The organism is Rubrivivax gelatinosus (genome assembly GCF_004340905.1).
Taxonomy (GTDB): domain Bacteria; phylum Pseudomonadota; class Gammaproteobacteria; order Burkholderiales; family Burkholderiaceae_C; genus Rubrivivax; species Rubrivivax gelatinosus.
The window spans coordinates 288,354-314,544 of sequence record NZ_SLXD01000004.1; the positions used below are offsets into that span (position 1 = coordinate 288,354).

At 72.5% G+C, this 26,191-nt stretch carries 25 protein-coding genes; 13 read left to right on the top strand and 12 right to left on the bottom strand.

Annotated elements, in window-relative coordinates; genetic code table 11:
- The first annotated feature begins 18 nt into the window (after positions 1-18).
- The 3 genes from EV684_RS08640 (at position 19) to EV684_RS08650 (ending at position 3,685) form a co-directional block, all read left to right on the top strand.
- Positions 19-1,074, top strand: coding sequence for a hypothetical protein (locus EV684_RS08640; RefSeq protein ID WP_132646189.1), 1,056 nt, complete (start codon positions 19-21; stop codon positions 1,072-1,074).
- A 133-nt stretch (positions 1,075-1,207) separates the two neighbouring features.
- Positions 1,208-2,518, top strand: coding sequence for an O-acetylhomoserine aminocarboxypropyltransferase/cysteine synthase family protein (locus EV684_RS08645; protein WP_132646191.1), 1,311 nt, complete (start codon positions 1,208-1,210; stop codon positions 2,516-2,518).
- A 189-nt stretch (positions 2,519-2,707) separates the two neighbouring features.
- Complete coding sequence (locus EV684_RS08650) at positions 2,708-3,685, top strand: Bug family tripartite tricarboxylate transporter substrate binding protein (RefSeq protein ID WP_132646193.1); 978 nt, start codon at positions 2,708-2,710, stop codon at positions 3,683-3,685.
- Here the strand turns inward: EV684_RS08650 and EV684_RS08655 are convergent.
- The 3 genes from EV684_RS08655 to EV684_RS08665 all read right to left on the bottom strand — a co-directional run bounded on the left by EV684_RS08655 (position 3,643) and on the right by EV684_RS08665 (position 6,714).
- On the bottom strand, positions 3,643-3,879 hold the full coding sequence (locus EV684_RS08655) for a hypothetical protein (RefSeq protein ID WP_132646195.1): 237 nt from the start codon (positions 3,877-3,879) through the stop codon (positions 3,643-3,645). The two genes, EV684_RS08650 and EV684_RS08655, sit on opposite strands and share 43 nt — an antisense overlap.
- Before the next feature lie 119 nt (positions 3,880-3,998).
- A complete protein-coding gene (locus tag EV684_RS08660; protein WP_132646197.1) occupies positions 3,999-5,774 on the bottom strand; it encodes a family 2A encapsulin nanocompartment cargo protein cysteine desulfurase in 1,776 nt (591 codons plus the stop codon).
- A 10-nt stretch (positions 5,775-5,784) separates the two neighbouring features.
- The gene (locus EV684_RS08665) at positions 5,785-6,714 is read right to left on the bottom strand and encodes a family 2A encapsulin nanocompartment shell protein (RefSeq protein ID WP_132646199.1); all 930 of its coding nucleotides are present in this window, start codon (positions 6,712-6,714) and stop codon (positions 5,785-5,787) included.
- Between the two features lie 133 nt (positions 6,715-6,847).
- On the opposite strand from EV684_RS08665, the gene bla reads away from it, so the two are divergent.
- Complete coding sequence (gene bla, locus EV684_RS08670) at positions 6,848-7,717, top strand: class A beta-lactamase (protein WP_132646201.1); 870 nt, start codon at positions 6,848-6,850, stop codon at positions 7,715-7,717.
- Between the two features lie 27 nt (positions 7,718-7,744).
- Here the strand turns inward: bla and soxR are convergent, their stop codons facing one another.
- The gene (gene soxR / locus EV684_RS08675) at positions 7,745-8,206 is read right to left on the bottom strand and encodes a redox-sensitive transcriptional activator SoxR (protein WP_132646203.1); all 462 of its coding nucleotides are present in this window, start codon (positions 8,204-8,206) and stop codon (positions 7,745-7,747) included.
- Positions 8,207-8,324: 118 nt separating this feature from the next.
- Between soxR and EV684_RS08680 the strand changes: the two genes are divergently transcribed.
- The 5 genes from EV684_RS08680 (at position 8,325) to EV684_RS08700 (ending at position 15,497) form a co-directional block, all read left to right on the top strand.
- Entirely contained in the window at positions 8,325-9,464 is a 1,140-nt protein-coding gene (locus EV684_RS08680) for an efflux RND transporter periplasmic adaptor subunit (RefSeq protein WP_132646205.1), read from the top strand.
- Positions 9,461-12,535, top strand: a complete 3,075-nt coding sequence (locus EV684_RS08685) for an efflux RND transporter permease subunit (RefSeq protein WP_132646207.1) — start codon at positions 9,461-9,463, stop codon at positions 12,533-12,535. The genes EV684_RS08680 and EV684_RS08685 overlap by 4 nt, the downstream gene beginning before the upstream one ends.
- The gene (locus tag EV684_RS08690; RefSeq protein WP_132646209.1) at positions 12,528-13,931 is read left to right on the top strand and encodes an efflux transporter outer membrane subunit; all 1,404 of its coding nucleotides are present in this window, start codon (positions 12,528-12,530) and stop codon (positions 13,929-13,931) included. Before EV684_RS08685 ends, EV684_RS08690 begins: the two co-directional genes overlap by 8 nt.
- A gap of 113 nt (positions 13,932-14,044) precedes the next feature.
- The gene (locus tag EV684_RS08695) at positions 14,045-14,638 is read left to right on the top strand and encodes a NapC/NirT family cytochrome c (RefSeq protein ID WP_243651111.1); all 594 of its coding nucleotides are present in this window, start codon (positions 14,045-14,047) and stop codon (positions 14,636-14,638) included.
- A 70-nt stretch (positions 14,639-14,708) separates the two neighbouring features.
- The gene (locus EV684_RS08700; protein WP_132646211.1) at positions 14,709-15,497 is read left to right on the top strand and encodes an ethylbenzene dehydrogenase-related protein; all 789 of its coding nucleotides are present in this window, start codon (positions 14,709-14,711) and stop codon (positions 15,495-15,497) included.
- Positions 15,498-15,661: 164 nt separating this feature from the next.
- Here EV684_RS08700 and EV684_RS08705 read toward each other — a convergent pair whose 3' ends face one another.
- Both EV684_RS08705 and EV684_RS08710 read right to left on the bottom strand, forming a co-directional pair.
- Positions 15,662-16,612: a CapA family protein gene (locus EV684_RS08705; RefSeq protein WP_132646213.1), complete on the bottom strand. Its 951-nt coding sequence runs from the start codon at positions 16,610-16,612 to the stop codon at positions 15,662-15,664.
- Positions 16,609-17,073, bottom strand: coding sequence for a hypothetical protein (locus tag EV684_RS08710; protein WP_242478647.1), 465 nt, complete (start codon positions 17,071-17,073; stop codon positions 16,609-16,611). Before EV684_RS08710 ends, EV684_RS08705 begins: the two co-directional genes overlap by 4 nt.
- A 145-nt stretch (positions 17,074-17,218) precedes the next feature.
- On the opposite strand from EV684_RS08710, the gene EV684_RS08715 reads away from it, so the two are divergent.
- The 4 genes from EV684_RS08715 to EV684_RS08730 all read left to right on the top strand — a co-directional run bounded on the left by EV684_RS08715 (position 17,219) and on the right by EV684_RS08730 (position 20,315).
- Positions 17,219-18,631, top strand: a complete 1,413-nt coding sequence (locus EV684_RS08715) for a cytochrome ubiquinol oxidase subunit I (RefSeq protein ID WP_132646215.1) — start codon at positions 17,219-17,221, stop codon at positions 18,629-18,631.
- A gap of 10 nt (positions 18,632-18,641) precedes the next feature.
- Positions 18,642-19,649, top strand: a complete 1,008-nt coding sequence (cydB, locus tag EV684_RS08720; RefSeq protein ID WP_132646217.1) for a cytochrome d ubiquinol oxidase subunit II — start codon at positions 18,642-18,644, stop codon at positions 19,647-19,649.
- Positions 19,649-19,792 carry a DUF2474 family protein gene (locus EV684_RS08725; protein WP_132646219.1) on the top strand — a complete coding sequence of 48 codons (144 nt, stop codon included), beginning with the start codon at positions 19,649-19,651 and terminating at the stop codon, positions 19,790-19,792. Before cydB ends, EV684_RS08725 begins: the two co-directional genes overlap by 1 nt.
- 73 nt (positions 19,793-19,865) lie before the next feature.
- Positions 19,866-20,315, top strand: a complete 450-nt coding sequence (locus EV684_RS08730) for a hypothetical protein (protein WP_132646221.1) — start codon at positions 19,866-19,868, stop codon at positions 20,313-20,315.
- A 35-nt stretch (positions 20,316-20,350) separates the two neighbouring features.
- Here the strand turns inward: EV684_RS08730 and EV684_RS08735 are convergent, their stop codons facing one another.
- From EV684_RS08735 to EV684_RS08760, 6 genes are all read right to left on the bottom strand, one after another.
- Positions 20,351-20,830, bottom strand: coding sequence for a hypothetical protein (locus EV684_RS08735; RefSeq protein WP_242478646.1), 480 nt, complete (start codon positions 20,828-20,830; stop codon positions 20,351-20,353).
- Positions 20,831-20,911: 81 nt separating this feature from the next.
- On the bottom strand, positions 20,912-22,348 hold the full coding sequence (locus EV684_RS08740; RefSeq protein ID WP_132646223.1) for an NAD-dependent succinate-semialdehyde dehydrogenase: 1,437 nt from the start codon (positions 22,346-22,348) through the stop codon (positions 20,912-20,914).
- Positions 22,349-22,351: 3 nt separating this feature from the next.
- Positions 22,352-23,566 (bottom strand): mandelate racemase/muconate lactonizing enzyme family protein, encoded by a 1,215-nt coding sequence (locus EV684_RS08745; RefSeq protein ID WP_243651113.1) that lies wholly within the window; start codon positions 23,564-23,566, stop codon positions 22,352-22,354.
- Complete coding sequence (locus EV684_RS08750) at positions 23,563-24,351, bottom strand: TSUP family transporter (RefSeq protein ID WP_132646225.1); 789 nt, start codon at positions 24,349-24,351, stop codon at positions 23,563-23,565. Before EV684_RS08750 ends, EV684_RS08745 begins: the two co-directional genes overlap by 4 nt.
- A 17-nt stretch (positions 24,352-24,368) precedes the next feature.
- Positions 24,369-25,331 (bottom strand): tripartite tricarboxylate transporter substrate binding protein, encoded by a 963-nt coding sequence (locus EV684_RS08755; protein WP_132646227.1) that lies wholly within the window; start codon positions 25,329-25,331, stop codon positions 24,369-24,371.
- A 42-nt stretch (positions 25,332-25,373) separates the two neighbouring features.
- Complete coding sequence (locus EV684_RS08760; protein WP_132646229.1) at positions 25,374-26,183, bottom strand: HpcH/HpaI aldolase family protein; 810 nt, start codon at positions 26,181-26,183, stop codon at positions 25,374-25,376.
- Positions 26,184-26,191 lie beyond the last annotated feature (8 nt).

A 26,191-nucleotide genomic window follows, 5' to 3' on the forward strand; every position in this document is an offset into this window, starting at 1 on the left:
GGCCGGGACAGCGCGCCCGTGCAGGTCGGCAACCCCATTCCCGGCGTCCAGGCCACGCGCGGCGCCCGCCGCGACGAGGCTTCGGGCAGCGCGGCGGCGCCCGGCGCGGCCGCGTCCGCCGCCGAGCAGGCCAGGCGCACCGAGGCATCGTCGGCCAGCGAGCGCCAGGCGGCCCCGCTGCGCGCCGCCCGCCAGCGCGAACAGGGCCTGTCCAACACCACCGTGGCGGGCGCCCAGCGCACGCTGAACTACCTCGACGAGCTGCAGCAGCGCCTGAAGTCGCTGCAGGAGCGGCTCGCGCGTCGTGTCGCCGACGGCCAGTCCCAGGCCGGCGCGGCCGGCGGCGACGACGAGGGCCTGCTGGAATCGCTGCGCGCCTCGCTCGAGACCTGGCAGGCGCGGCGCGAGGCGACCTCGGGTTATCTCGACGACACGCTGCGTTTCGACGCCGATGGCCAGTCGCGCGTGCGTTTTCGCATGCGCGGCATGAGCAGCGCCTCGCTCGACGGCGGGCGTACCGAGACGCTGTCGTTCCAGGCCCGTGGCTCGCGCCGCACGATGAGCGTCGTGCTGCCCGAAGGCGGTGGCGCCGAGGCGGCCGTGCGCCAGCTCGACCGCACGCTGGCGCCGGCCGGCGTGCGTGCTTCGCTGGACGCGGCCGGCGAGCCGGTCTTCAGCGTCGCCGAGAACCGCTGGGCCGGCCTGCAGAGTTCGCTGAGCGTGGCCGGCGGCGGCATCCGCTTCCCCGCGGGCCAGGCGCAGCCGGTGCGGCTGCAGCGCCAGGAGGCGCTGGACCCGGCGCAATGGGGTGTCGGCGAGGCCGACCAGGCACGGCGCACGCTGCGCGAGGTGAGCCAGGCGCTCGAACGCGTGCAGCGTGTGGCCGAGTCGCTGCGCCGGCTGCTGGCCAGCGAAGCCTCGGCCGGTGCTCAGGACGCCGACTGGGCGGCAGGCTTCGTGGGTGACCTCAGCCTCACGCTCAACAGCGCGAGCTACGAGACCTATGTCGCCATCGCCCCGGCGCTGGGCGGCATCAGCCGCAGCCGGGTCGTCGAACTGTTGAGTCTGGGTTGATCGGCGAGGTTTTTAATACTCTGTGGTTATAAGCAGAGTCTGATTGATTCGTTGTGCGTCTGCGCGGCTTGGGCGAGCATCACGCTCCCGAAGAAGCCGGACACCGGCTCCACGAGCTGAGGACGACACGACGATGAGCGAACAGAACCCGCGCGCCCACTGGCGCTTCGAGACCCTGTCGGTGCACGGCGGCTACAGCCCCGACCCGACGACCAAGGCGGTCGCGGTGCCGATCTACCAGACGGTGGCCTACGCCTTCGACAGCGCGCAGCACGGTGCCGACCTGTTCGACCTGAAGGTGCCGGGCAACATCTACACCCGCATCATGAATCCGACGACCGACGTGCTCGAGCAGCGCGTCGCGGCGCTCGAAGGCGGCATCGCCGCGCTCGCGCTGGCGTCGGGGCAGGCGGCGGTCACCTACGCGATCCAGACCATCACCGAGGCCGGCGACAACATCGTCGCCTCGAGCGCGCTCTACGGCGGCACCTACAACCTGCTGGCGCACACGCTGCCGCAGTTCGGCGTCACGACCCGTTTTGCCGACGCCAGCGACCCGGCCAGCTTCGAACCGCTGATCGACGCCAGGACCAAGGCGATCTTCGTCGAGTCGATCGGCAACCCGGCCGGCAACGTCACCGACGTCGCCGCGATCGCCGCGATCGCGCACCGCCACGGCGTGCCGCTGATCGTCGACAACACGGTGCCCAGCCCCTATCTGTTCCGCCCGATCGAACACGGCGCGGACATCGTCGTGCAGTCGCTCACCAAGTACCTGGGCGGCCACGGCACCAGCCTGGGCGGCGCGATCATCGACTCGGGCAAGTTCCCCTGGGCCGAGCACAAGGAACGGTTCCCGCGCCTGAACACGCCCGACGTCAGCTACCACGGCGTCGTCTACACCGAGGCGCTGGGCGCGGCGGCCTACATCGGCCGCGCGCGCGTCGTGCCGCTGCGCAACACCGGCGCCGCGATCTCGCCGTTCAACGCCTTCCAGATCCTCACCGGCATCGAGACGCTGGCGCTGCGCATGGAGCGCATCAGCGACAACGCGCTGGCGGTGGCCCGGCACCTGAAGCAGCACCCCAAGGTGGCCTGGGTCAACTACGCCGGCCTCGAAGGCCACCCCAGCCACGCGCTGATCCGCAAGCACTACGGCGGCCGCGCTTCTGGCCTGCTGACCTTCGGCCTGAAGGGCGAGCCCGGCCAGGGGCGCGAGAACGGCGCCCGTTTCCTCGATGCGCTGCAGCTGTTCACGCGCCTCGTCAACATCGGCGACGTGCGCTCGCTGGCCACGCACCCGGCGTCGACGACGCACCGCCAGCTCGCGCCCGAGGAACTGGCCAAGGCCGGCGTCACCGAGGACACGGTGCGGCTGTCGGTCGGCATCGAACACATCGCCGACCTGCTGGCCGATCTGGACCAGGCGCTGGCCGCGGTCTGAGCGACGGGTGCCCGGGTCTTCACTCCCTCTCCCGCTTGCGGGAGAGGGTAGGGGTGAGGGCTTGCCGCGAACCACCACCTTCACCCCAGCCCTCTCCCGCACGTGGGAGAGGGGGCCAACGAGACAAACCGGGTTCCCGGGTCTTCACTCTCTCTCCCGCTCGCGGGAGAGAGAGCCAACGAGGCAAACATGACCCAGCGTCGCCAGATCCTCCAGTGGGCCGCCGCCGCCGCGCTGCCCGCGTTCGGCAGCACCCAGGCCCAGAACAGCGCCTTCCCGGCCAAGCCGGTGCGTTTTCTCGTCGGCAATACCGCCGGCAGCGGTGCCGACGTCGCCATCCGCATCGTCGCGCGCCAGCTGCAGGACGACTGGCGCCAGCCGGTGACGGTCGAGAACCGCACCGGCGCCGGCGGCCTGGTCGCCGCCGAAGCCACGGCGCGCTCGGACGCCGACGGCCACACGCTGTCGCTGTCGCAGGAAGGCGCGATCACGATCGCCCCGGCGCTGCAGGGCAAGCTCTCTTTCGACCCGCTGAAGGAGCTGGCGCCGGTGGTGCACCTGGCCGACAGCGACTACGTGCTCGTCGTCAACGCCGCCACCGGCTGGCGCACGATAGCCGAGATGGTCGCCGCAGCGAAGAAACGCCCCGGCGCCTACAGCTACGCCTCGGCCGGCGTCGGCTCGCTGCACCACCTGGCCTTCGAGCTGCTGAAGATCGAACGCGACTTCTTCTTCGTGCACATCCCCTACCGCGGCGGCTCGCAGGCGGTGGCCGATGTCGCCTCGGGCCAGGCGCAGGCGATGTGGGTCTCGGTGACCGCGGCGCTGCCGCACATCCAGTCGGGCCGGCTGCACGCGCTGGCGATCGGCGGCGCGCAGCGCAGCCCGCTGCTGCCGGCGGTGCCCACCGCCCAGGAGTCGATCCCGGGCTTCCGCGTCACGAGCTGGTTCGCGCTGTTCGCGCCGGTGCGCACGCCGGCGCCGGTGGTCGAGCGCATCGCCCGCGACGCCAGCGCCACGCTGCGCCAGCCGGCGGTGCTGGAAGCGCTGCGCAAGCAGGGCATCACGCCGGTCGGCGGCACGCCGGCCCAGCTGGCGCAACTGGTGCGGCGCGACTACGAGCGTTACGCCCGGCTGTCCGACCGCGTGAAGCTGGCCAGCGACTGAAGCCGGCCCGCTGCGGCCGGCGCGCTCGGCCACCAGACGGTGGCCGTGAGCGCGAGCACCGCGAGCGCGGCACGGCGGATGTCGGCGTCGATCACCGGCGCCAGCTCGCCGCCGGCCGCACGCGCGCAGCCGATTGCCGGCCTCACGAGGCGGGTGCAGGGCGGATGGCGGGGCTGGAGGGCGGCAAACGGCATGGTGTCACCTGTGGGGCGTATGCCGCCACGATAGGGCGCAGGGCCGGGTGCCGCCACGAATCAAAGCTCGCTTGCATATGCGGCCGCCGCAGGCTGCCGGCCGGAGCCGGCAGCCGATGTCAGCCCTGCCGCCCGGCCACCGGCCGCGCCGCGGCCAGGCGATGCAGCACCGTGACCAGCAGGTCGATCTCCTCGCAGGTGTTGTAGAAGGCCAGCGAGGGCCGCACCGTGGTTTCCAGCCCGAAGCGGCGCAGGATCGGCTGGGCGCAGTGGTGGCCGGTGCGCACCGCGATGCCTTCACGGTTGAGTGCCTGGCCGACCTCGTCGGTCGAGTAGCCCGCAAGCACGAAGGACAGCACGCTGGCCTTGTCGCGCGCGGTGCCGATCGGCCGCAGCCCCGGCACCTCGGCCAGACGGCCGGTGGCGTACTCGAGCAGCCCGTGTTCGTACTGCGCGATGTTCTCGATGCCGATGCGCTCGACGTACTCCAGCGCCGCGCCCAGGCCCACCGCGTCGGCGATGTTGCCGGTGCCGGCTTCGAAACGCGCCGGCGGCGGCTGGTAGACGACACGCTGGAAGCTGACGTCGGCGATCATGTTGCCGCCGCCCTGCCACGGCGCCAGATCCTCCAGCACTTCGCGCCGGCCATGGAGCACGCCGATGCCGGTGGGCCCGAAGACCTTGTGGCCGGAGAAGACGAAGAAGTCGGCGCCGAGCGCCTGCACGTCGACCTTCAGGTGCGAGACCGACTGCGCGCCGTCGACCAGCGTGCGGATGCCCGCGCGGCGCGCGATGGCCACGATCTCGGCCACGGGCACGACGGTGCCCAGTGCGTTGGAGACCTGGGTGACGGCGACGATCCTCGTGCGCTCGTTGAGCAGGCGCTGGTACTCGTCGAGCCGGACCTGGCCGCTGTCGTCGACCGGGATCACGCGCAGCGTGGCGCCGCGTTCGTCGGCCAGGCGCTTCCAGGGCACGATGTTGGCGTGGTGCTCCAGGTGCGAGACGACGATCTCGTCGCCAGCGCCCACGTGGCGGCAGCCCCAGGCCGCGGCGACCAGGTTGATGGCCTCGGTGGCGCCGCGCACGAAGACGATCTCCCCGGTCGACGCGGCGCCGATGAAGCGGCGCACCGTCTCGCGCGCGTGTTCGTAGGCGTCGGTGGCGCGTGCCGCCAGCGTGTGCGCGGCGCGGTGGATGTTCGAGTTCTCATGGGTGTAGAAGTGCGCGAGGCGGTCGATGACGGCCTGCGGCTTCTGCGTCGTCGCGGCGTTGTCCAGCCAGACCAGCGGCCGGCCGCTGACACGTTCGGCCAGCAGCGGGAAGTCGCGCCGCACGGCATGCACGTCCAGCGGCGGGGCGGCCTCGGCGAAGGGCGGGCGACGCTCGGCGGCGGCCTCGGGAACGAAGTAGAAGCGCGGTGTCGCCGCCGCCGCCGCCACCACCGCCGCGGGCGGCGGCGGGGCGGCGTGCGGCACGCCCAGCGCCTGCGCTTCGGCGAACAGGAAGGGCGAGGCCTGCGGCACGGCCAGCAGATGGCTGCCGAGGCGGCCGTCGCAGGCCGGCGCGGTGGCGAACAAGGTCTCCGGCACGCCGTTGCCGGCCGGCGCATGCGGCACGCGGGCCGGCCACGAAGCGCCGAGATTGGCCGCGCTCTGCGGCGACGTCGGCAGCAGGTGGGCGCCGGGCGGCGGGCCGCCGGGAATGGCCGCCGGCGTCGACGGGCCGAAGCTGCCGGGCGGCAGCGTCAGCCCGGCCGGGTGCAGCTTCTCGGGCAACGGCACGCCGCCGGTGGCCGGCCGGTGGCTGAAGAACTCGTTGGCCAGGCGCGCCAGCTGCGCCGGGTCGGGCAGGCCGGGCGGCAGCGCGGCGGCCGGGATTTCGGGGGTCGTCATCGGCGCCGGCTCAGCGGTAGTTCACCGGGTAGTCGTGGTACCTGCCGACCTCGACGTCATCCAGCACCGCCAGCGCGTCCTCGGTCTGCACTGCCAGCGAGCAGTACAGCGAGACCAGGTAGGACGCGATCGCGTTGCGGCTGATGCCCATGAAGCGCACCGACAGACCCGGGCTCTGTTCACCCGGCAGCCCCGGCTGGTACAGGCCGACGACGCCCTGGCGCTTGTCGCCGACACGCAGCAGCAGCACCTTGGTCTTGCCGTCGGCCACCGGCAGCTTGTCGCTGGGCACCAGCGGGATGCCGCGCCAGGTGAGGAACTGGCTGCCGAACAGGCTGACGGTCGGCGGCGGCACGCCGCGGCGCGTGCATTCGCGCCCGAAGGCGGCGATCGCCAGCGGGTGCGTCAGGAAGAAGGCGGGCTCCTTCCAGACCTTGGCCAGCAGCTCGTCGAAGTCGTCGGGCGTCGGTGCGCCGGCGAGCGGGACCACCACCTGGTCGGGGTGCACGCTGGCGAGCAGGCCGTAGTCGGGATTGTTGATGAGCTCGCTTTCCTGCTTCTCCTTGATCGTCTCGATCGTCAGGCGCAGCTGTTCCTTGATCTGGTCGTGCGGGCTGCTGTAGAGGTCGGAGACCCGGGTGTGCACGTCCAGCACGGTGCTGACGGCGTTCAGGAAGTACTCGCGCGGCTGGGTCTCGTAGTCGACGAAGGTGGTCGGCAGCTCGGACTCGTCGCGCCGGGCGCACAGCACCTGCACGTCCTGCGGGTTGCGCACCTGGTTCAGGCGGTAGATGCCGGCTTCGACCGGCACCCACTGCAGCAGCTGGGTCAGCCAGCGCGGGCTGATGGTCGCCAGGGTCGGCGCGGTCTTGGTGGCGTTGGCAAGCTGGCGGGCGGCGCTGTCGCCGAGAGCCAGTTGCACGGGCGCGGTATCGGCCATGGAAAACGTGTCCTTGTCGGGTTGGATCGCCGCCGCAGTCTCGGCAAGCGCGCCGCGGGGCGGCAACCGGCCATAGGCGGCGATCGCCTCGCGCCACGAGCCAGCGCAAGGCGCAGCCCGGCAGAATCGCCACATGAACCGACGCTCGTTGCACGCCTGGGCCGCGCTCGCGCTGGCCGTCGCCGGCTGCCCGGCTGCCGCACTCGACGCCGGCGACGCCGACGCCTTCGGCGCGATCGAACGTTCGGTCGCCGGGCGGCTGGGCGTCTGGGCCTACGACCTGGAGACCGGCCGCAGCCTGGGCCACCGCCAGGACGAACGTTTCCCGATGTGCAGCAGCTTCAAGTGGCTGCTGGCCGCGGCAGTGCTGGCCCGTGTGGACCGCGGCCAGGAGCGGCTGGAGCGCCGCATCGTCTTCGGCCGCGAGGCCTTGCTGGAGTACGCCCCGGCCACCTCGCACCGCGCCGGCGGTGCCGGCATGACGCTGGCCGAGCTCTGCGAGGCCGCGGTGACGCTGAGCGACAACACCGCGGCCAACCTGCTGCTCGACACGCTGGGCGGCCCGGCCGGGCTGACGGCCTGGGTGCGCACGCTGGGCGACCGCAGGACACGCCTGGACCGCCGCGAACCCGATCTCAACGAAGCCCGCCCCGGCGACGAGCGCGACACGACGACGCCGGCGGCGATGGTGCTGGCGCTGCGCCAGACGCTGTTCGGCGGCGGCCTGTCGCGCCGCGGCGCCGACCTGCTGCTGCAGTGGATGACGGCCTCGACCACCGGCCTGAAGCGTCTGCGCGCCGGCTTCCCGGCCGACTGGCGCGTCGCCGACAAGACCGGCACCGGCGGCGAGGGCACGACCAACGACGTCGCCGTCGTCTGGGCTCCGGGCCGGGCGCCGCTGCTGCTGGCGGCCTATCTGACCGAGAGCCCGGCGGCGATCGAGGCGCGCGAGGCGGCGCTGGCGCGCGTGGCGGCGAGGGTGAAGCTGGGGCTGCTGGGCTGAGGGCCCGGCCCCTCGCGCCGCAGCTGCCTAGGGCCGGTTGAGGATCTGCGCGCCCGGCCCCTTGGCGCCGAGCGCGTCGCCGGGGTTGCGCAGCGGGCAATCCTCCAGCGACAGGCAGCCGCAGCCGATGCACTGGTCCAGTTCGTCGCGCAGCCGGGTCAGCTTCTGGATGCGCTGGTCCAGATCGACGCGCCATTCCGAGGCCAGCGTCTTCCACTGGCCTGCCGTCAGCTTGCTGCCCGGCGGGTAGCGGCGCAGCGCCTCGCGGATCTCCTCCAGCGGGATGCCGGTGCGCTGCGCCACCTTGATGATCGCGATGTAGCGCAGCAGCACCGGCGCGTAGCGGCGCTGGTTGCCTTCGGTGCGCACGCTGCTGATCAGCCCCTTGGACTCGTAGAAGTGGATCGTCGAGACCGCCACGCCGCTGCGCCTGGCGATGACGCCGACCGACAACAGCGCGGTCGAACCTTCCGCAATCTCCTGCGTCATGCCTCTTGACCTCAAGTTAAGTTGAGGTTTTAGAGTCTATCGCGTCCGGTCCGGTTTCAAAACAGCAGTCTCGGTTTGGGTCCCGGCAAGGCAAATCCTCATGTCTTCGGGAGCCAGCATGGACGCCCCGTCCACCCCCGTCGCGCCGCGTGCGCGTCCCTCTTGGCGGTCGCTCGCCATCGCCGCCGTCCTCGTCGCCGCCGTCGCCGCCGCGCTCTGGGCCTGGCGCGGCAGCCGTGCCTCCGGCGGCGGCTACCAGCCGCCGGCGGCGATCGACGTCGTCGCGCTGCCGCTGCGCCCGGAGCCCGCCGCGGACCAGCTGCAGGCGCTGGGCGAGCTGCGCGCCGTGCGCCAGGTGAGCCTGGCCAGCGAAGCCGCCGGCCGCGTCGTCGCCATCGGCTTCGTCGCCGGCCAGTCGGTGCGTGCCGGCGCGGCGCTGCTCGACCTCGACGACAGCAGCGAGCAGGCCGACCTGCTCGCCGCCCAGGCCGCCGCGCAGTTCGCGCGCCAGCAGTGGCAGCGTGCCGCCGAACTGGCGTCGACCGGCGCCGTGGCGCGCGAGCTGCTGGAGCAGCGCCGCGCCGAGTTCGACCAGGCCGCCGCGCAGGTGCAGCAGCTGCAGGCGCGCATCCGCAAGCTGCACCTGCGCGCACCTTTCGCCGGCGTGCTCGGCCTGCGCCAGGTGGACCCGGGCCAGTACCTCCAGGCCGGCGAGCGCATCGTCACGCTGACCGACCTGGACGCGCTGTACGTCAACTTCGACCTGCCGCAGCAGGCGCTGCCGCGGCTGCGCATCGGCCAGCGTGTCCAGGTGCGCGGCGACGCGCCCGGCGCCGCACCGGTGCTGGCGCGCATCAGCGCGATCGAGCCGCAGGTCGGGCGCGACACGCGCAACGCCAGCGTCCAGGCCGAGCTCGCCAATCCGGGGCGGGCTTTGCGGCCGGGCATGTCGGTCGCGGTCGTGGTCGAGCTGCCGCCCCAGCCCGACGCGCTGCTGGTCCCGGCGACGGCGGTGCTGACATCGGCGACGGGCGACGCCGCGGTCGTCGTGCGCGCGCTCGACGCCCAGGCCCTGGGCACGGCGGAGATCGTGCCGATCCGGCTCGGGCGGCGCGTCGGCGAGCGTGTGCTGGTCGAGCACGGCCTGCGCGCCGGCGACCTCGTCGTCAGCGAAGGCCAGCTGCGCATCCGGCCCGGCGCGCGTGTGCACGTCGTGCCGGCGGCTGGGGCGTCCGCGCCCGCCGGGAGCGCACGATGAGCTTCACCGACCTCTTCATCCGCCGGCCCATCCTGTCGCTGACGCTGAGCCTGCTGATCCTGCTGTGCGGCACGGCCGCGCTGTTCGCGCTGCCGATGCGCCAGTACCCGAAGATGGAGAGCGCCACCATCGTCGTCGAGACGCGCTACCCCGGCGCGACGCAGGAGGTGATGCAGGGCTTCGTGACGACGCCGATCGCCCAGGCCATCGCCACCGCCAACGGCATCGAGTACCTCAGCTCCACCTCGACCACCGGCAGCAGCCAGATCAAGGCCAAGCTGGTGCTGAACGCGAACGCCGACCGCGCGATGACCGAGATCCTGGCCAAGGTGCAGCAGGTGAAGTACCGGCTGCCCGAGGGCGCGTTCGACCCGGTCATCGAGAAGATCACCGACGGCGTCTCCGCGGTCCAGTACCTGGCTTTCGTCGGCGACCAGCAGAGCATCGCCCAGATCACCGACTTCGTCGCCCGCGTCGCGCAGCCGCTGATCAACGCCGTGCCCGGCGTCGCCTCGACCGAGCTGCACGGCGGCCGGACCTACGCGATGCGGCTGTGGGTCGACCCGCTCAGGCTCGCCGCGCGCGGCCTGAGCGCCAGCGAGCTCGTTGCCGCGCTGCGCGCCAACAACGTGCAGGCCGCGCCCGGCGCGCTGCGCGGCGAGCAGACGCTGATGCCGATCACCGCCGCCACCGACCTGCGCAGCGTGCAGGCCTTCCGCGAGATGGTGCTCAAGCGCGGCGAGCACGGCGTCGTGCACCTGGCCGACGTCGCCACGGTCGAGCTCGGCGGCGACAACGAAGACAGCAGCTTCCTGAACGACGGCCGGCAGGCGGTCTCGCTGTCGGTGTCGCCGACGCCCGACGGCAACCCGCTGACCATCGTCGCCGGCGTCAACGCGCTGCTGCCCGAGCTGCAGCGCGCGGCACCGCCGGGGCTGGAGGTCGTCAACTCCTTCGACACCGCGCGTTTCGTGCACGCCTCCATCGACGAGGTCGTGCGCACGCTGGTCGAGGCCATCGTCATCGTCGTGCTCGCGATCTTCCTGTTCCTGGGCTCGCTGCGCGCCGTCGTCATCCCGATCGTCACGATCCCGCTGTCGCTGGTGGGCACGGCGGCGCTGATGCTGGTCTGCGGCTTCTCGCTGAACCTGCTGACGCTGCTGGCGATGGTGCTGGCCATCGGGCTCGTGGTCGACGACGCCATCGTCGTCGTCGAGAACATCCACCGCCATATCGAGGAAGGGCTGTCGCCGGCGCGCGCGGCGCTGGTCGGCGCGCGCGAGATCGTCACGCCGGTGATCGCGATGACGATCACGCTGGCCGCCGTCTACGCACCGATCGGCCTGATGGGCGGGCTCACCGGCGCGCTGTTCCGCGAGTTCGCGTTCACGCTCGCCGGCTCGGTGCTCGTCTCCGGCCACGTCGCGCTGACGCTGTCGCCGATGATGAGCAGCTACCTGCTGGGCGCGCGCGTGGCCGACGGGCGCCTGGCGCGGCGCGTCGAGCAGACGATGCAGGGCCTGGCGCGGCGCTACGGCCGCCTGCTCGAGCACACGCTGCGGGCGCGCGCCGCGGTGCTGCTGGTCTGCGTCGCGGTGCTGGTGGGCATCGCCGTGCTCTTTGCCGGCGTCAAGCGCGAGCTGGCGCCGCGCGAGGACCAGGGCTACGTTTTCGTCCAGACCAAGGCGCCGCAGTACGCCAACCTCGCCTACACCGAACGTTTCGCGCGCCAGGTCCAGGGTTTCTTCGGCGCGCTGCCCGACTACGCCGGCAGCTTCCTCGTCAACGGTGCCGGCAGCCAGAACATCGGCTTCGGCGGCGTCGTGCTGACGCCCTGGGACGCGCGCCGGCAGAGCGCCGACCAGGTGCAGAACACGCTCAACGCGCATGCCCCGGGCATCACCGGCGTCTCGCTGACGGCTTTCCAGCCGGCGCCGCTGCCGGCCGGCAGCGGCGGGCTGCCGGTGCAGATGGTGCTGCGCTCGCCCGACGACTTCGGCGCGCTCTACCGCACGATGGAGGAGATCAAGGACGCGGCCCGCGCCAGCGGCCTGTTCGCCTTCGTCGAGAGCGACCTCGCGTTCGACAGCCCGCAGCTGCGGCTGTCGGTCGACGCCGCCAAGGCCGGCGAGATGGGGGTGTCGATGAGCGCCATCGCCGACACGCTGGCGACGCTGGTCGGCGAGAGCACGGTCAACCGCTTCAACTGGTTCGACCGCTCCTACGACGTCATCGCCCAGGTGCCGCGCGCGCAGCGCAGCGCGCCCGACGACCTGGGCGGCTACTACCTGCGCGCGCAGTCGGGGGCGCTGGTGCCGCTGGCCACGCTGGTCCAGGCGCACGCCGCGCCGGCACCGAACCGGCTGCCGCAGTTCAACCAGATGAACGCCGCGACGCTGTCGGGCGTGCTGCTGCCGGGCGTGACGATGGGTCAGGCCGTCGAGTACCTGCAGCAGCTGCCGCTGCCCGCCGGCGCGCGTGTCGACTGGCTCTCCGACAGCCGCCAGTACGTCAACGAAGGCCATCGCCTGACGGTCTCGTTCGCCGCCGCGCTGGTGGTGATCTTCCTCGTGCTGGCGGCGCAGTTCGAGAGCCTGCGCGACCCGCTGGTGATCCTGGTGACGGTGCCGCTGGCGGTCTGCGGCGCGCTGGCGCCGCTGTGGCTGGGTTACGCCACCTTGAACATCTACACCCAGATCGGGCTTGTGACGCTGATCGGGCTGATCTCCAAACACGGCATCCTGATGGTCTCGTTCGCCAACGACATCCAGCGCCGCGAGGGTCTGCCGCCGGCGCAGGCCATCCAGCGTGCGGCCGAGATCCGCATGCGGCCGGTGCTGATGACGACGGCGGCGATGGTCGTCGGCCTGGTGCCGCTGCTGTTCGCCAGCGGCGCCGGTGCCGGCAGCCGCTTCGCCATCGGCATCGTCGTCGTCTGCGGCATGACGATCGGCACGCTGTTCACGCTGTTCGTGCTGCCCACCGTCTACAGCCTGCTGGCGCGTGACCACCACGCCGAGGCCGGCGGTGCGCGCTCGCGCGAACTGGCGCAGGAGGCCGGTCATGCGTGAGGCCCGCCTGCTGCCGGCCGTGCTGGCACCTGTGCTGCTGGCCGCCTGTGCCGCCGGCCCGCAGCACCTGGCGCCGCCGTGGCCGGCCGGCGCCACCGGCACTTTCGCTGCGGCAGGGGCGACGGCCAGCGCCGAGCCGCTGCCCGATCGCTGGTGGCGGCTGTACCAGGACCCGGTGCTCGACGCGCTGGTGCAGCAAGCCTTCGCCGCCAACACCGACCTGCGCGTGGCCGCTGCCCGTCTGGAGCGCGAGCGTGCGGTGCTCGCCGAGGCGCAGACCGCGCGCCTGCCGGCGACGCGGCTGGAGGCCGCACGCACCGACGGCGACAGCAGCTCGTCCACCGGCAGCGGCTCCGCCCTGGCGCAGCGCCAATGGACGACGACGGCCGTCGTGGCGCTCAGCTGGGAGCTCGATCTGGGCGGCCGCGTGCGCCGTCTGGTCGAAGCCGCGAACGCCGATGCCCAGGCTCTGGCGGCGGCGCGCGACGGCGTGCGGGTCGCCGTCGCCGCCGACGTCACGCGCCAGTACGTGCTCGCCTGCACGCTGGCCGAGTCGCTGGTGGCGGCGCAGGCCGCCGTCGACGTCGCCCGCCAGGCCCTGGAGCTGAGCGCCCGGCGCGAACGTGCCGGCGCCGCGTCGCGGCTGGAACTCGAACGTGCCGGCGCGCTCCTCGCCAACGCCGAGGCCGCACTGCCGCCGCTGCAGGCGCGCCGGCACAACACGCTGGCCGCGCTGGCGGTGCTGCTGGGCGCAGCGCCGACCGAGGTACCGCCGGCCGCGGCGGCCTGCGAGCGTGCGCCCGCGCTGGCGGCGCCGATCCCGGCCGCCGACGGTGCCGCCTTGCTGCGGCGGCGGCCTGACGTGCACGAGGCCGAACGCCGGCTGGCGGCGGACACGGCCCGCATCGGCGTCGCCACGGCCGAGCTCTATCCGCGCATCGAGTTCGGCGCCGCCGGCAGCCATCTGCAGACGGCGGGTTCGAACGGCGACGGCTGGAGCGTCGGCGTCGGCCCGCTGCTGTCCTGGAGCTTTCCGCAGCTGGGCGCGGCGCGCGCGCGCGTCAGGCAGTCCGAGGCGCAGGCCCGGGCCTCGCTGGCCGCCTTCGACGGCAGCGTGCTGAACGCGCTGCGCGAAACCGAGCAGGCGCTGGCCAGCCTGGCCGCCGAGCAGCAGCACCAGGACCGGCTGGCCGAAGCCGAGCGGCGCTCGGCCGCGGCCTACGAGCTGGCGCGCAGCCGCTACCGCGCCGGCAGCGTCTCGCAGCTGGAGCTGCTCGACGCCAGCCGCGAGCGCATCGCCGCGCAAAGCCTGCGGCTGGACTCGCTGCTCGCGCTGGCCTCTGCCCGCGTGGACGTCTTCCGCGCGCTCGGCGGCGGCTGGGACGTCGGCCCTTGAGCTGAGTCCTGTCGAGTCGACTGGCCGCTGCTGCCCGCCGTCGTGGTGGGCGCACGCGGCGCCACGCCCGCATCCATCCCATCCCATCCATCCCATCGGAGCCTGAACCCACCGTGCCGACATCCATCTCCCGCCTCTTCGCGACCCTGCGCCACACGCTGCTGCGGCCTTCCGTTCGTTATTCGCTGCTGACGCTGGTCGGCGCCGGCTTCGTCGCCGGCCTCGCTTTCGTCGGTGCCACGCATGTCGCCTTCGAGCTCACGAGTTCGCCGGACTTCTGCGCCAGCGCCTGCCACGAGATGAAGCAGGTCGCCGACGAGTACCGGCAGACGCCGCACCACGACAGCCGCTCGGGCGTGCGCGCGCAATGCGCCGACTGCCACATCCCCAAACCGCTGGGCGCCAAGCTGGTGAAGAAGGTCGAGTCGGCCGGCGAGCTGTGGGCCAAGCTGAACGGCAGCATCGACACGCCGGAGAAGTTCGCCGCCCGGCGGCTCGAACTCGCGCAGCGCGAATGGGCGCGCCTGAAGGCCAACGACTCACGCGAATGCCGCAGCTGCCACCACGCCGACGGCATGGCGGCCGACAAGCAGACGCCGCGTGCCCAGGCGATGCACGCGCTGATCGGCGCCGAGGGCCGCACTTGCATCGATTGCCACAAAGGCATCGCCCACCGGCTGCCCGACGACATGCCCGAGGGCACCTGAGTCCGTGTGCCGGGCGCCGTCGCCCTGTCTCCCCATTTCTTCAACCGGCTTGTTTCATGAAAGGAATCCCATGCCGCCCTTGATCCGTTTCGCGTTCGCCCTGCCGTGGGCCGTCGGCGCCGCCGCCGCCCTGGCCGCGCCCGACTGGAGCCGCATCCCGGCACGCGAGATCACGGTCTTCCACCCCGGTGCCACCTCCGTCGAGTGGCTGGCCAGCGGCCACCCCGGTGCCAGCGTGCTCAAGTCCGGCCAGCCCTGCATCGTCTGCCACGAAACGAAGACGGGGCTGGACTACAACGCCAAACGCCTCGCGCCGCGCGAGCCGGACGTGCAGGCGATGCCGCGCACCGTCAGCTTCCCGGTCAGCGTGCAGGCCGCGCTCGACAAGCGAACGCTCAGCGTGCGCCTGGCGTTCAAGCCGCCGGCCGACGCGCCGCGGGGCCGCGACGCGGCCCACGAGCTGAAGGCGGCGCTCATGCTGCTCGACGACCAGGTGCCGCAGGCGGCGCAGGCGGGCTGCTGGGCCACCTGCCACCAGGACCTGCGCGGCATGCCCGGCGGTGACCCGAAGAAGGGCAAGTACGTCGCCGCCGGCCGCTTCGAGCTGCTGCAATGGACCAGCGGCAAACCCGCCGCGCAGCCGGCCGGCGTCAAGGTGGCGAGCACGCAGGAGGGCGGCAGGACCGTCGTCACCTTCTCGCGCCAGCTGGGTGGCGCCGCCGTCGCCGGGCGCAGCGTGCCGTTCGGCATCGCGATCCACGCCAACCATGCCGCCGGGCGCCTGCATTACGTCTCGCTCGGCTACCGGCTGGCCCTGGGCGACGGGGTTGCCGGCGAGGTGCAGGCGCTGGGCCGATGAACCGCTGCCGGGGGGCGCCGGAGCCGGCCATCGCCGTCCTCGCGCGGCTGTAGCTGCGCACCGGTGGCGGCGCCGGTTTCCACCTGCTGTCTGGTGGCGCGGCCGGGCTGCGAGTCGTCGTCGCCGAACGGGACCCCGGCCGCGCCCAGGCGCTGAGCCGCCGCTCAGCGGCCGGCGGCGGGCATCAGCTCCGCCTCGTCCCCGGTCGGGTGCGGCGTGCCGTTGCGGTCCATGCGCACGACGCTGCGCCGCAGCGAGCGCACGCCGTCGCGGCCGATCTCCATGCGCAGCACCCAGCCGGTGTTGTTCTCGGGCTTGTCGAAGCCGTCGAAGACGAAGTTGCCCAGGCTGTAGACGATGGGCTTGCCGCGGTGGAACTCGACGTCCTGGACGACGTGCGGATGGGTGCCGACGACGGCGTCGGCGCCAGCGTCGATCATCAGCCGCGCCAGCGCGCGCTGGCGGTCGTTGGCCGTGGGCCGGCCTTCCTCGCCCCAGTGCATGAACGGGATCACCAGGTCGGCCATCGCCCGCGCGCGGCGGATGTCGAGCACGACCTGCTCGTCCTCGCTCCAGGCGACGCCGGGGTGGTCGTGGCCGGCTTCGAAATAACGCGGAAAGTACTCGTCGTAACCCAGCAGCGCGATGCGCAGCCCGCGGCGCTCGACGATCAGCGGCCGGTGCGCCTCGGCCAGATCGTGGCCGCCGCCGAAGTACGGCAGGCCGTTCGTGCGCAGCGCGCCCAGCATCTCGGCAAAAGCCTCGCGGCCGAAGTCGCCCGAGTGGTTGTTGGCCAGCGAGACGACGTCGACGCGGCGGCGCAGCAGCGCCAGCACACGCGGGTCGGCGCGGAAGGTCCAGGGTTTGTCGTCGGCCTTGCCGCCGCGGGCGACGACGCATTCCAGGTTGGCGATGCGCAGGTCGGCGCCGGCCAGCAGCCGCGCCGTCGGCGCGAACGGGTCGCCGCCGCGGCGCAGCAATCGCCCAGGGCCGTCGGCCAGCATCACGTCGCCGACGAAGACCAGGCTGACGCTGGGTTCCGATTGCGCACGCGCGGCCCCGGCCGCGGCCCAGGCGCCGGCCAGCAGCGCGGCGGTGGCGTCGCGGCGCTTCATCGGGCGGCCTCCGTGCCCAGCGCGCAGCCGTAGACCAGTTCGCGCCCCAGGCGCGAGGAGTAGACGTGGTTCCAGCCGGTCAGGCCGGGGATCGTGCTCGTCGCGGGGAAGGGCGGCCGCAAGACCACCTCGTGCACCAGCACCGGCGCGTTCTCCACCGCCATGTCGTAGGTGTAGAGCGAGACCGAGTCGACGCGCTCGGGCGTGCCCAGCACCACGGCCTTGAAGCGGAAACGCGTGCCGACGTCCTGCGCCGCCACCGTGTACGGGTCGGCGACCGGGCGGGCCTCGATCCGCATCGTCGTGCTGACATAGCGCAGTTCGCAGCGCAGCAGCGGCGCTTTGGCGGCCGACGGTGTCTGCGCCGCGGCACCTGCGAGGCCGGTGGCCGCCGCGATGCCGCACACCAGGCGTGCGATGGGGACGGCGTGGGCCGCGGGCGAGGGCGGGAACATCTGCATGCCGGCGACTGTAAGGCGCGGCGCCGCCGCGGCGAAGCGCCCGCCGGCCCGGCCTGACCCTGCCGAAACGAGGGTTCTCCCGCTCCCGGGCAGCCTGTTCCGGCCACCGGCGCCACACTGGCCGCCTCGCCGCCGCCACCTGCCCATGTTCGGATTGACCGCCCTTGAACTGGCCCGCATCCAGTTCGGTTTCACCGTCTCCTTCCACATCGTCTTCCCGGCCATCACGATCGGCCTGGCCAGCTACCTGGCCGTGCTGGAAGGGCTGTGGCTGTGGAAGAAGGACGTGGTCTACCGCGACCTGTACCACTTCTGGTCGAAGATCTTCGCCGTCAACTTCGCGATGGGCGTCGTCTCGGGGCTGGTGATGGCCTACCAGTTCGGCACCAACTGGAGCTACTTCTCGTCCTTCGCCGGCTCGGTCACCGGGCCGCTGCTGGCCTACGAGGTGCTCACCGCCTTCTTCCTCGAAGCCGGTTTCCTCGGCGTCATGCTGTTCGGCTGGAACCGTGTCGGCCCCGGGCTGCACTTCGTGTCGACGATCATGGTCGCGCTGGGCACGCTGATCTCGGCGACCTGGATCCTGGCCTCCAACAGCTGGATGCAGACGCCGCAGGGCCACGAGATCATCGACGGCGTGGTGGTGCCGGTGGACTGGCTGGCGGTGATCTTCAACCCCTCGTTCCCGTACCGGCTGGCGCACATGACGGTGGCCGCGTTCCTGGCCACGGCGCTGTTCGTCGGCGCGTCGGCCGCCTGGCACCTGCGCCGCGGCCACGACAACGCCCGCGTGCGCACGATGTTCTCGATGGCGATGGGCATGCTGATGTTCGTCGCGCCGCTGCAGATCGCTGTCGGCGACCTGCACGGCCTGAACACGCTGGAGCACCAGCCGGCCAAGGTCGCGGCGATGGAAGGCCACTGGCGCAACGGCCCGCCTGGCGAAGGCGTGCCGCTGGTGCTGTTCGGCTGGCCCGACATGCAGGCCGAGGAGACGCTGTACCGCGTCGAGATCCCGCGCCTGGGCAGCCTGATCCTGACCCACAGCCTGGATGGCCAGTACCCCGGCCTGGCCGAGTTCGCGCCCGAGGACCGGCCCAACGCGACGATCGTCTTCTGGTCCTTCCGCGTGATGGTGGGGCTGGGCCTGCTGATGCTGCTGCTCGGCGCCTGGGCCGCCTGGCGGCGCTGGCGCGGCCGGCTCTACGAAGGCGGCGCCTTCCTGCGTTTCGCGACCTGGATGGGGCCGGCCGGCGTGATCGCCATCCTCGCCGGCTGGTTCACCACCGAGATCGGCCGCCAGCCCTGGATCGTCTACGGCGTGATGCGCACCGCCGACGCGGTGTCGCACCACTCGGCGCAGGTGATGGGCACGACGCTGGCGGTGTTCGTCGTCATGTACTTCGCCGTCTTCGGCATCGGCCTGCGCTACATGCTCAAGCTGGTCGCCAAGGGGCCGCAGCCCGGCGAGGACGAGAACCCGCCGCAGGACCCGGGCCAGGCGCCGCGCCCGGCGCGGCCCTTGTCCGCCGGCCCCGACCACGTCGACCCCGTCTGAGGAGCGCGCCATGGACATCGACCTGCCGCTGCTGTGGTTCGGGGTCATCGGCTTCGGGCTGATGATGTACGTCGTGATGGACGGGTTCGACCTGGGCATCGGCATCCTCTTCCCGTTCGTGCGGGACCGCGAGGAACGCGACGTGATGGTCAACAGCGTCGCCCCGGTCTGGGACGGCAACGAGACCTGGCTGGTGCTCGGCGGCGCCGGGCTGATGGCCGCGTTCCCGCTGGCCTACGGCGTGGTGCTGAGCGCGCTGTACCTGCCGCTGATGGCGATGCTGGCCGGGCTGATCTGGCGCGGCGTGGCTTTCGAGTTCCGCTTCAAGGCCGACGACGCGCACAAGCCCTTCTGGGACCACGCCTTCGCCTGGGGCTCCTACGTCGCGACCTTCTCGCAGGGCGTGGCGCTGGGCGCCTTCATCGGCGGTTTCGAGGTGAAGGACGGCGGCTACGCCGGCGGCGTCTTCGACTGGCTGACGCCGTTCAGCCTGTTCACCGGCGCGGCGCTGCTGGCGGCCTACGCGCTGCTGGCCGTCGGCTGGCTGGTGATGAAGACCGAGGGCGCGCTGCTGCAGCGCATGCGCGATCTGGGCCGGCCGGTGACCTGGGCGGTGCTGGCCGCGCTGGCGGTGGTCAGCCTGTGGACGCCGCTGGCGCACCCGGCGATCGCCGAACGCTGGTTCTCGCTGCCCGACCTGCTGTTCTTCCTGCCGGTGCCGGTGCTGGTGCTGCTGGTCACCTGGCAGTTGCTGCGTGCGCTGCGCCGCAGCCATTCGGCGCTGCCCTTCCTGCTGTCGCTGGCGATGCTGTTCCTGGGCTACAGCGGCCTGCTGATCAGCCTGTGGCCGAACATCATCCCGCCCGGCATCTCGATCTGGCAGGCGGCGGCGCCGCCGCAGAGCCTGGGCTTCGCGCTCGTCGGCGCGCTGGCGATCATCCCCTTCATCCTCGGCTACACCGCCTGGTCCTACTACGTGTTCCGCGGCAAGGTGAAGCTCGGCGAGGGCTACCACTGATGGCCGCACCGGCAGGCCCGCGCCACCTCTGGCTGCGCCGGCTGGGCTGGCTGCTGCTGATCTGGGCCGCCAGCGTCGCCGCGCTGGGCGCGGTGGCGCTGGGCCTGCGCTGGGTGATGGGGCTGGCGGGCATGACGGCTTGAGGAGCCTCGCGCCGGCAGGCAACGCCTGCGTGTTATGTTTCCCGGAGAACAAGCAGCGTCCGGGGAGGACACGATGATTCGCCGCGCCATGCTCGCCGCCTGCGTTGCCACGATCGCCGGTTGTGCCAGCGCACCCACGCCCAAGAGCGCCGTTCCCGAACCCGTCGACCCGGCGACCGCTGTCACCCTGCACCTTTACCGGGCCGACACCGGTTACATCGGGGCGGCCGTCGATCAGTACGTGTATGTCGACGGCTTCCGTGTCGGGCGGCTGAACCGCCTGGAGTCCTTCGAGTTGAAGGTCGCCCCGGGAGAGCGCGAGGTCGTGATCCAGCCGCACACGCTGGGCATTCCCGACGGCAAGCAGGTCAAGCTCACCCTAAGGCCTCAGGCGAGGCAGGATGTGTACCTGCGTTATGCGCTCGGCGTTGCCGGCGTCTTCGCCATCGGCAAGACCGCCGCCGTGAGCTTCGACGTGGCGCTTCAGGAGGTTTCCGAGGCCGACTGGGCCGCTCGCCGCTGAGCACCGGCGCCTGCACGGCGCGATCGTCGTTCCTGTCAGCCGCCGCGGTCGTCGGCCGGCCTTTGCGCCATTCCCTGGGTCTTCAGCATCCGGTCGACCGCGGCCTGCAGGCGGGCCGCAAGGTCGAAGTCGCGCCGTTCCAGCGCGCCGTCGATGCCGCCGCGCGCCTTGGCGACGAAGTCGATGCGCTCGCCGTCGCTGGCCATGTCCACCGGCTCGCCGGTGGCCACCGAGATCTTCATCGTCATGCCGAGGAAGGGCGTGCTCTCGTCGAGGGACATCTTGCCGCCGCGGATCTGCTGGTTCATCCAGTCGAACAGATCCTGCCGCGTCATGCTCGTGAAGTCGGGGCGGTCCTCGTCGGCCGTTTGCGCGGCGGCCGGCGTCGTGGCCTGGGCGCCTGCCGCCGCGGCCAGCATCGAGGCGAACGAGGACGCCCCGCCGGCATTCGCCGCCGTGCTGCCGGTCGGCTGGGGGTGGGGCGGCGGCACGTTGTGGGCTGCGGGGATCTTCATCGGAGCGCTCTCTGACCGGATGCACGCGAGTATGGACGCACCGGCGGGGTGTCCGGCGCGTGGGTCACGTGCCGCCGGCCCTCAGGCGGCCATGATCGTCACCGCCCGCGTGTTCAGGTAGGCCTCGACCGCCTCGGGCCCGCCTTCGGAGCCGTAGCCCGAGTCCTTGACGCCGCCGAAGGGCATTTCCGGCGTCGGCGTGGCCGGCTGGTTGACCCACAGCATGCCGGCCTCGATGCGCTGCGCCAGGCGGTGCGCGTTGCGGATCGAGCGTGTGTAGGCGTAGGCCGCCAGGCCGTAGGGCAGGCGGTTGGCTTCGGCGATCGCTTCGTCCAGCGTGTCGTAACCGCGCACCGCGGCCACCGGCCCGAAGGGCTCGTCGTTGAACACCGAGGCGTCCAGCGGCACGTCGGCCAGCACCGTCGGGGCGAAGAAGAAGCCTTCGCTGCCGACGCGCGTGCCGCCGGTGGCCACGCGTGCGCCGCGGGCGCGGGCGTCCTCCACGACCTGGGTCATCGCCTGCACGCGCCGGGCGTTGGCCAGCGGGCCCAGCGTGGTGGCGGCGTCCAGGCCGTTGCCCAGCTTCAGGCCCTGGGCGTGTGCGACCAGCGCGTCGACAAAACGCGACTTGATGCTGTGGTGCACCAGGAAACGCGTCGGCGAGATGCAGACCTGGCCGGCATTGCGGAACTTGGCGGCACCGGCGGCCTTGACGGCCAGTTCGAGGTCGGCGTCTTCGGCGACGATCACCGGCGCGTGGCCGCCCAGCTCCATCGTCGCGCGCTTCATGTGCTGCCCGGCGAGCGCGGCGAGCTGCTTGCCGACCGGCGTCGAGCCGGTGAAGGTGATCTTGCGGATCACCGGATGCGCGATCAGGTAGCTCGAGATCTCGGCCGGGTCGCCGTACACCAGGCCGACCACGCCCGGCGGGACGCCGGCGTCGACGAAGGCCTTGATCAGTGCCGCCGGCGAGGCCGGCGTCTCCTCGGCCGCCTTGACGAGGAAGGAGCAGCCGGCGGCCAGCGCCGCGCCGAGCTTGCGCACGACCTGGTTGATCGGGAAGTTCCAGGGCGTGAAGGCGGCGACCGGACCGACCGGGTCCTTGAGCACCAGCGACTGCGCGTCCAGGTTGCGCGACGGCACGATGCGGCCGTAGACGCGGCGTCCTTCGTCGGCGAACCACTCCAGGATGTCGGCCGCGGCCAGGGTCTCGATGCGGGCCTCGGCCAGCGGCTTGCCCTGCTCCTGCGTCAGCAGCGGGGCGATCTCGTCGGCGCGTTCGCGCACCAGGGCGGCGGCCTTGCGCATCAGCGCGGCGCGTTCGTGCGCGGGCGTGAAGCGCCAGGTCTCGAAGCCTTCGCGCGCGGCCGCCAGCGCACGGTCCAGGTCTTCGATGCCGGCGTGCGCCACGCGCCCGATCACCTGGCCGGTGGCGGGGTTGAGCACGTCGCGGGTCTTGCCGCCGGCGGCGTCCACCCAGGTGTTGGCGATCAGGAGTCGGGTGTCGGGATAGGACATGGTTCAGCTCAGGTTGACGAGAAAGCGGCGTGCGGCCCGCAGGTCGGGCTCGACGCCGAGGCCGGCAGTGTCGTCCAGCCGGACGGCGCCTGCTTCGAGCACGAACGGCGGCTGCGCGAGCAGCTCGCGCAAGGGGTTGGGGTTGGCGTCGACCTCGACCATGCCGGAGCCGCCGACGGCCGCCTTCAGATGCAGCGAAGCCGCGAGCCCGATGCCCGCGCCCAGCCAGTGAGGGCAGAAACACTTGCCGTGGCGCTGCGCCAGCCGCGCCACCTGCAGGCAGGCGCTCAAACCGCCCCACTTGCCGACGTCGGGCTGGATGACCGACACGCCGTCGGCAGCGGCGAAGTCCTCGAAGCGGTCCAGCCCGGCCAGGTTCTCGCCACCGGCCAGCCGCAGCGGCTGGTCCTGCGCCAGCCGGCTCCAGTGCGCCAGCGGCGCGTCGGCGCGGATCGGCTCTTCCAGCCAGGCCAGCTCGTGGCCTGCCATGCGGTGGCCGGCGGCGACGGCTTGGTCCAGGCTCCAGGCCTGGTTGGCGTCGACCATCAGCAGGGCCTGCGGGCCGATGGCGGCACGCACCGCGGCTAGGTTGGCGTCGTCGCGTGCGGCACCGAAACCGACCTTCAGCTTGAAGGCGCGGTAGCCCTCGGCCTGGCGCTGCGCCGCCAGCCGCTGCGGGTCCGTGGGGTTCAGGCCCGAGGCGTAGACCGCCACCGGGCCGGGCCTTTGCAGCTCGGGCGCCAGCAGCTTGCACAGTGGCACGCCGCGCCGTCGCGCCAGCAGGTCCCAAATCGCGATGTCCAGGCCGGCGACGATCTGGGCCAGTGGGCCGGGCTCGCCGCACTGCAGCGCCAGCACCTCCAGCCGCCGGCTCACTTCGTCGAAGCAGGCCTGCGGCTGCGACCAGTGCCGGCCGCAGGCCAGCGCCGGCAGATAGGCCCGCGCCAGGCGCGCACGGTGCTCGGCACCGCCGCTGGGGAAGTTGCACCAGACCTCGCCCCAGCCGCTGGCCCCGTCGTCGCCGATGGCGCGGATCAGCAGCGCCGGCCGCTCGTGCATGACGCCGAACGAGGTCTGCACCGGCGGGTCGGCGGGCGCGCGAAAGAGCAGGACTTCGATCCGTTCCAGCCGCAGCGGCTCGCCGGGCGGCATGGCCATCGCGGGGCTGGTCGCGGCGCGGGCCTCGGCATCTGAGGGCATGGGACTGGCTTTTTTCATGGTCGATCCAGCGCGTGCAGCACCAGCGCCGCGCCGGTGCCCGACAGCAGCAGGGCGACGCCCAGGCGCAGCGCCGGTGCCGGCAGATGCGGCTGCAGGCGCAGCGCCAGCCGCGTCGTCAGCGGCACCAGCGGCAGCGCCAGCGCCGACAGCATCAGCGCCCGCAGCGAAAAGCCGCCGGCCGGCACGTTGAGCGCGAGCCGGACCACGGCATTGACGGCGAACATCAGCAGCAGCGCGCGGCGCACCAGCTCGGCCGGCAGCGGCTGGCGGTAGAGGTGGTAGACGATGGGCGGCCCGGAGGTGCCGAACAGCCCGCCCATCAGGCCCGACAGCAGTCCGGCGAACACGAACTGGCGCGGCGCTGCCGTTTCGCCGCGCGTGCCGGCGCGCACCAGCAGCAGCAGCGCGCAGAGCACGATGACGCTGCCCAGCAGCAGCTCCAGCGCCTGCGTGGCGGCCGTGCTCAGCAGGTGCAGCAGCGCGAGGCCGGCGCCGACGCCGACGCAGCCGCCCAGCAGGGCGGGCTTCATCAGCCCCCAGGGCAGCGGCTGCCGGTGCGCGCGGAAGTAGGCGAACGCGTTGCAGAGCGTCAGCACCGTGGCCACGTTGGCGGCGTCCTGCACCGTGGCCAGATCCAGCGCCGCGGCCAGGCTGAGGAACACCAGGCCGAACGCGAACCCGGTCAGCGTCTGCGCCAGCGTGGCCACGACGACGCAGCCCAGCAGCAAGGCGACGGCGGCAGGCGCGCCCAGGCTGGCCCCGAGAGAGTCGAGTGCGGGCATGCGAGGGCGCGCGCGGATCAGTCCTTGTCCGCGAGCCCGAGCCGGCGGATCAGCTGGCCGTAGGACTGGAACTGGCTGGCGGCGAACGCGGCGAAAGCCTTGGCGTCGAGGTAGGCCGGCGGTGTCTCCAGCCGCTCGGCCTCGGCCTTGTAGGCCGGGCTGTCGAGCGCCGTGCGGCAGGCCTTCTCGAGCCTGGCGAGCACCGGCGCCGGCAGGCCCTTGGGCGCGATCAGGCCGCCCCAGATCGTCGCCTGGACCGGCCAGCCGGCTTCGGCGACCGTGGGCACGCCGGGATAGGCGGCCAGCCGCTTGTCGGCGAACACCGCCAGCGGACGCAGCTCGTAGCGCCGGGCGATCGTCGGCGTCTCGTTGAACAGCATGACCTGCTTGCCCAGCAGCGCGGTGACCATGTCGCCCGAGCTCTTGAACGGGACGTGCAGGCCGCTGGTCGAGGCGCGGTCGAGCAGCATCTCCATAGCCAGGTGCAGCAGCGTGCCGCGCCCCGAGGAGCCGTAGACCAGTTCGCCGGGGCGCTGGCGCGCGAAGTTCACGACGTCGGCCAGGCTTTTGAACGGCGAGTCCTGCGGCACCATCATCATCAGCGGCACCGCGTAGGTGCCGCAGACGTGGTCGAAGTCCTGGTGGCTGTAGCCGGTCTTGCGGATCGCCGGCTGCAGCACCTCGGGGCCGATCACCGACAGCCCGACGGTGTAGCCGTCGGGCCGGGCGCGCATCAGCTGGCTCATGCCGATGGCGCCGCCGGCGCCGGCGCGGTTGTCGACGACCAGGCTCTGGCCCAGCGCCGTGCTCATGGAGCGCTCGAGGATGCGCGCCATGATGTCCGAGGTGCCGCCGGGGCCGAAGGGCACGACCAGCGTGATCGGTTTGTCGGGGTAGCTGCTCTGGGCCGCCGCGGGCAAGGCGGCCGTCAGCAGCGCGCACAGCAGCAGCCGGCGCCGCCAGGTCTGGCGAACAGTCATCGTTTGTCTCCTTTTTATGGTGCCGGCGGGGCCGGCGGGCGCTCAGTAGGTGCCGCCGTCGTAACCCGCGGCCAGCGACGGCCGGATCGCCTCGATGTAGGCCGAGGCCTGGCGCATCAGCATTCCCATGTCCGACGCCACGGCGACGAAGGCGTAGCCCAGTTCGACGAAGCGCGTGACCATCTCCGGCGTCGGCCCGACGATGCCGCAGGGTTTGCCGATGTCGCGGCAGCGGCGCGCGACCTCGGCGATCGCGGCCTGCACCTGCGGGTGGGCGATGTCGCCGATGTGGCCCATGTTCGCGGCCAGGTCGCCCGGGCCGAGGAAGAGCGCGTCGACGCCGGGCACCGCGGCGATGTCCTCGAGCGCCTGCAGCGCCGCCGGCGTCTCGAGCTGGATGATGGTGAAGACCGAGTCGTTGGCGCGCCGCGCGTAGTCGCGCGCCGTGCCGTAGCCCGAGGCGCGGTGCACGGCGGCGAAGCCGCGCACGCCCTGCGGCGGGTACTTGGCGTACGAGACCGCGCGTGCCGCCGCGTCGGCGCTGTCGACGAAGGGCACCATCACCGTCTGCGCGCCCATGTCCAGCGCGCGCTTGAACAGCGTCGGCTCGTTGGCGGCCAGGCGCACGACCGCGCAGGCGTCGGTGCCGGCGATCGCCTGGAGCACGCCGAGCGTGTCCTTCTCGTCCATCGGCACGTGTTCGAGATCGACCAGCAGCCAGTCGAAGCCGGCGCGGCCCAGCGCCTCGGCGGTGCTGCTGGTGCCGGACATCAGCCAGCTGCCGAGCGGGGCGGCGGGCTGCGAGAGGCGGCGGCGGAAGGGGTTGTCGAGCAGATCGGGGTAGGCAGGCATGGCGCGGC